At 75.7% G+C, this 3,853-nt stretch carries 9 protein-coding genes; all 9 read right to left on the reverse strand.

The annotated features are described in order from the left end of the window. Positions 1 to 77 precede the first annotated feature (77 nt). Positions 78 to 467, reverse strand: a complete 390-nt coding sequence (locus ABZ659_RS35505) for a hypothetical protein (protein ID WP_360229031.1) — start codon at positions 465 to 467, stop codon at positions 78 to 80. Then, entirely contained in the window at positions 460 to 645 is a 186-nt protein-coding gene (locus ABZ659_RS35510; RefSeq protein WP_360229034.1) for a hypothetical protein, read from the reverse strand. The genes ABZ659_RS35505 and ABZ659_RS35510 overlap by 8 nt, the downstream gene beginning before the upstream one ends. Before the next feature lie 7 nt (positions 646 to 652). Continuing rightward, entirely contained in the window at positions 653 to 808 is a 156-nt protein-coding gene (locus ABZ659_RS35515) for a hypothetical protein (protein WP_360229037.1), read from the reverse strand. An 80-nt stretch (positions 809 to 888) separates the two neighbouring features. Continuing rightward, positions 889 to 1,347 carry a hypothetical protein gene (locus ABZ659_RS35520; RefSeq protein ID WP_360229040.1) on the reverse strand — a complete coding sequence of 153 codons (459 nt, stop codon included), beginning with the start codon at positions 1,345 to 1,347 and terminating at the stop codon, positions 889 to 891. Next, positions 1,344 to 2,198 (reverse strand): hypothetical protein, encoded by an 855-nt coding sequence (locus ABZ659_RS35525; protein WP_360229043.1) that lies wholly within the window; start codon positions 2,196 to 2,198, stop codon positions 1,344 to 1,346. Before ABZ659_RS35525 ends, ABZ659_RS35520 begins: the two co-directional genes overlap by 4 nt. Positions 2,199 to 2,283: 85 nt before the next feature. Beyond that, a complete protein-coding gene (locus ABZ659_RS35530; protein ID WP_360229046.1) occupies positions 2,284 to 2,667 on the reverse strand; it encodes a hypothetical protein in 384 nt (127 codons plus the stop codon). After that, on the reverse strand, positions 2,639 to 2,956 hold the full coding sequence (locus ABZ659_RS35535; RefSeq protein ID WP_360229049.1) for a hypothetical protein: 318 nt from the start codon (positions 2,954 to 2,956) through the stop codon (positions 2,639 to 2,641). Before ABZ659_RS35535 ends, ABZ659_RS35530 begins: the two co-directional genes overlap by 29 nt. After that, a complete protein-coding gene (locus ABZ659_RS35540) occupies positions 2,953 to 3,357 on the reverse strand; it encodes a hypothetical protein (protein ID WP_360229052.1) in 405 nt (134 codons plus the stop codon). Before ABZ659_RS35540 ends, ABZ659_RS35535 begins: the two co-directional genes overlap by 4 nt. Continuing rightward, positions 3,354 to 3,853, reverse strand: a 500-nt coding sequence (locus ABZ659_RS35545; RefSeq protein ID WP_360229055.1) for a hypothetical protein, incomplete at its 5' end; no start/stop codon positions are given. The genes ABZ659_RS35545 and ABZ659_RS35540, both read right to left, overlap by 4 nt.

Consider the following 3,853-nt stretch of genomic DNA (forward strand, 5'->3'; position numbering starts at 1 on the left):
GTCCACCGGGAGGGCGGCCGGGCCGCCCCACCGCGGCGGGTCGTCGGGCAGCAGCGGTAACTGCTCGGGACCGCTGGTCACCGGGGCGCCCCCGGGGCGGGTGGCTCCTGCCGTGCCGGGGCCGTCGGGTACGTCAGGGTGATCGGGCGGACCACCTCCCGGGCCTCCCAGGTCGCGAGGTCCGGCCGCGTCAGGAACCCGGCCAGCTCCAACGCCGTGAGGGAGATCCGGACCTGTTTGCCGGGCAGGTGCGTCCGCGCGGCCAGGCGCGAGGCGTGCTGGATACCGCCCGCCGGGAGGCGCCCCGACGCATCCGCGTGATGGGACAGCACCAGGGCCAGGAAGCGCGCGTTGTGGTGCAAGGTCCGGGAGGCCAGTACCCGCTCCTCCCACCGGGTCCGGTCGTAGTCGGTCGAGGGGGCCAGAGCCCCCGGGGTCGGGATCGCTCTGGCGAACGTGTCAGCCACTGGTGTCCTTCCGCTGGCCCGGGCAGCGCCGGGCGTGAACGAACTCAAGGGATGCGATGAAACGGGCGACGTCGACGGCGTCGGCGCCGATGGGGGACTCGATGACGCAGCCGTGGGGGCAGGTCAGGCGGGCGTACGGCGGGCGGACGTAGCCGTACGGCGGCCACGGCTCAGCCACAGCCGGCCTACCGGCCGATCAGGGCGGCCGGGGCGGCCGGTGGCGGGGCCGGACTCGGCCGCGGCACCGGCCGCCCGTGGCCGGTACACCCGGCCACGGCGACCAGCGCGACGACCGCGACCACTGCCATGGCCGCGTAGACACGGCTCAGGACGACCACCATCGGCCACCTCCAGAGGGACGTTGGGGGGTGGGCCGCCCGCCCTTGCTGCGGGGCGTGGGTGCGGGCGGGCGGCCCGGTCATCAGGCGGCCGTCCGGCGGCGCACCGTGGGCTTCAGCCACATGCGGACCACGTCGAACGGCTCGCGCTCGCGCAGCAGGCCACGGGCCCGGGCCGTCCGGGCAGCGGTCGCCAGCCGGTCCACCGCCCAGTCGATGACCTCGGCCGGGCTGGTGGCGCCGCTGGTCCGCTGTAGTTCGGCCAGGTCCTCGGCCAGGCCCGGGTGCTGGTCGAGGTCGAGGACCAGGCGGCGGCCACCGGCCGGACGGTGGCTGACCAGAGCGGCCGGACGGTCGGCCACCGGCTCGACCACTTCGGCCACCCGCTCGGCCACCTCGACCACCCGCTCGGCCACCGGCCGGGCGAGCAGCTGTTTGGCCCTGTACCGGGTGATACCGAGCCGCTCGGCGATCCGGCGCGCGCCCCATCCGTGCTGCACCTTGAGCCGGTGTGCCTCGGCGTGCTGGTCGACGTCGCTCACCTGTGGTCGTCCTCGGTGTCGCCGACGGGGTCGAGCGCCGCCGGGTCCTCGGCCTGCTCGTCGTCGTCCTCGTCCGGGAGGTCGTCGCTGTCGTCGACCGGGTCGATCTCGGCCCGCTCCTGGGCGGCGCGCTGCTCGGCGCGCTGGCGGCGGTGGGTCTCCTTCGGGCCGAGGAGGACGAACTGCAGCACACCTTCGAGGGCCAGGCCGTAGTCGTAGGCGGCGTCCGGGATGCCCGCGGCCACCGTGAGGGCGTCATGCATCTGGGTCGCCTCGTGGTCGGCGATGTAGTCCTGGTCGTCGATGTCCTCGGCGTACTGGGCGGCGTACAGGCAGCGGTCGAGCCGTTCGAAGGCGGCGGTCACGCTCGCGGCCTCGGCGTAGCGGGCCGCGGTCAGGGCCTTGAGGTCGATGCGCTCGCTGCCCGGGACCAGGGCGAGGAGGGTACTGCCGTTGGCCTGGGCGGTGGCGAACTCGACCTGGTGCGGCTGGTGGCCGTCCTGGACCTGCCGCACGGCCCAGGCCGCGCCGGAGGCGTAGAGGCGGGCGGCGTCCTCGTAGCCGTGGCGGGCCGCGTACATCGCGTCCCGGTAGTGCTTCTCCAGCTGGCGCCGGGCGACCGAGTGGGGGCGGGGGTGGTGGGGGCGGGCCTGCCAGCCCACGGCGTCGGCGGGGGGCAGGCCGGTCACCCGTCCCTCGTGGTCGGTGAGGCCGTGGTGGTCGGCGCGGGCGTGGTCGACGGTGGCGGCCTGGGCGGCGAGCTGCCACTCGCGGGCGGCCTCGCCGAGGGCGCGGACGCTGTCGGTGAGGTGCTCGAACCAGGGCGCGTGAGCGGGGGCCAGGTTGTACATCGGGTACTCCGAAGGTGGTTGGTGGCCGGGCGAGCGGGACGGCTGCTAGGGCGCGGCCCGCCCGCCCGGTGCTTCTGGGGGTGGGTCAGGTGGTGTGCGGGAGCGGGGTGCCGGTGTGGCGTTCCCACGGCACCGCGAGGGCGTCGAGGGGTGTGCCGGGGCGGATGCGGCCGAGGGGCCGTCCGCACTGGCAGACGCCGACCAGGTCGAGGTCGCGGTAGGTGATGACGAGGGCGTGCCCGGCCTCGGCTGACCCGGCCGCGCGGGCGGCGGCCGCCGCGGCGTGCGCGTCGAGGGCGGTGTCGATGGCCTCGGCGACGTGTGCCGCGGGTGCCTCCCAGTCCACCTCCGTGGTGCCGGGTGCCAGGCTCTGGACCTGCCGTCCGCGCTGCTCGTAGGCGAGGGTCGGCCTGTGCAGGCGGGGGCGGCGGCGCAGGACGTCAGCGATGACCTTGATGCGGTCGGTCACAGTCCGCTCCCTCTCTGCGGTGGCGGCCCGTGGGCCGGGTGTGGTGGTGGTCGGCGTGCGCCCACGGCGGCGCGTCAGGCAGCGGCGGCGCGGTACGGGCTGCGCGGGCGGCGCGGGCGCGGGCGAGGTCCTGGCGGACGTAGGTCGGTAACCATCCGGGCAGGACGCGGACCATGACCCGCTCCGGCAGGTGGACCCGGCGGTCCGCGAGGACCTCCAGGACCGCGCACAGCACCCACCAGCCCGCGACCAGGACGCCGAAGATGAGCAGCAGGGTCAGCGGTGTCACGGTGTCTCCCTGAGCGTCGGCGCGAACGCGGGATGCCCGGGAGGTAAGGCGTCCTCCAGCCGGATCACTCCGGCGACCAGGGCGACCGTGAGGGCGGGGCCGAGACCGCTCTGCCCTAGCTGCCGGTAGGCGCGTATGCGGTGCTCTTTGACCGTGGACCGGCCTACCGCGAGGCGGCGGGCCGTCTCCTGGGAGGTCTCGCCCCGCGCGCCGCCGATGAGCGCGGCGCGCTGGTGCTGCGTGAGCCACAGGGCCCGGTTCGTGCGGGGCCGCAGCATCCCCTGCTGGTGCAGGGCCTGTGCGACCTCGAGGACCAGGGCGCGCGGCATGGTCGGCAGCGCCTGGTGGACGACGTGTCCGGCCTGCGCGACCAGGTCGATGCGGGACTCGGGGGTGCTCATGAGCCGGTCGCCTCCCGCCACGCGTTCATGGCGCCGTCGAAGCTGCCCGCGCGGGCCCACCGGCCACCGATCGGGGGCACCCATGCGGTGTGCAGGCCGAAGACCGCGAGGTGCAGGACGGCGTCGGCGACCAGCTCGGGCGGCGCGACGGGGTCCAGGCCGTCGAGGGCGCGGACGTCGGTGCCGTCGTCGGCGGCCCAGCCGGTCAGGTGCGACCAGGACACGGTCATGCCCTCCGGCCACAGGTCGCCGTTCAGGTCGGGGTGCTCGGGCTCCCACACGGCGGTGAGGTAGAGCTCGCGGGGGCCGCCGGACTCGCGGCGCACGCCGGCGTCGGCGCGGCTGGGCTCCAGGCCCGCCCCCGTCCACACGGTCAGCTCGTCGAGGACGGCGTAGGCGTAGGGCAGGTGGGGCAGTACGGACGGGGCGTGGGTGGCATCGCCCACGAACGGCTGGGTGCCGCTGCGGGTGCTCTTCCCTCGCCCGGCCGTACCGG

The sequence above is a fragment of the Streptomyces sp. NPDC006997 genome, from assembly GCF_040635175.1.
Classification (GTDB): domain Bacteria; phylum Actinomycetota; class Actinomycetes; order Streptomycetales; family Streptomycetaceae; genus Streptomyces.

Coding starts and splice junctions, on each gene's coding strand:
- ABZ659_RS35540 (WP_360229052.1), bottom strand. CDS start 3,357: ATGAGCACCCCCGAGTCCCGCATCGACCTGGTCGCGCAGGCCGGACAC.
- ABZ659_RS35525 (WP_360229043.1), bottom strand. CDS start 2,198: ATGTACAACCTGGCCCCCGCTCACGCGCCCTGGTTCGAGCACCTCACC.
- ABZ659_RS35515 (WP_360229037.1), bottom strand. CDS start 808: ATGGTGGTCGTCCTGAGCCGTGTCTACGCGGCCATGGCAGTGGTCGCG.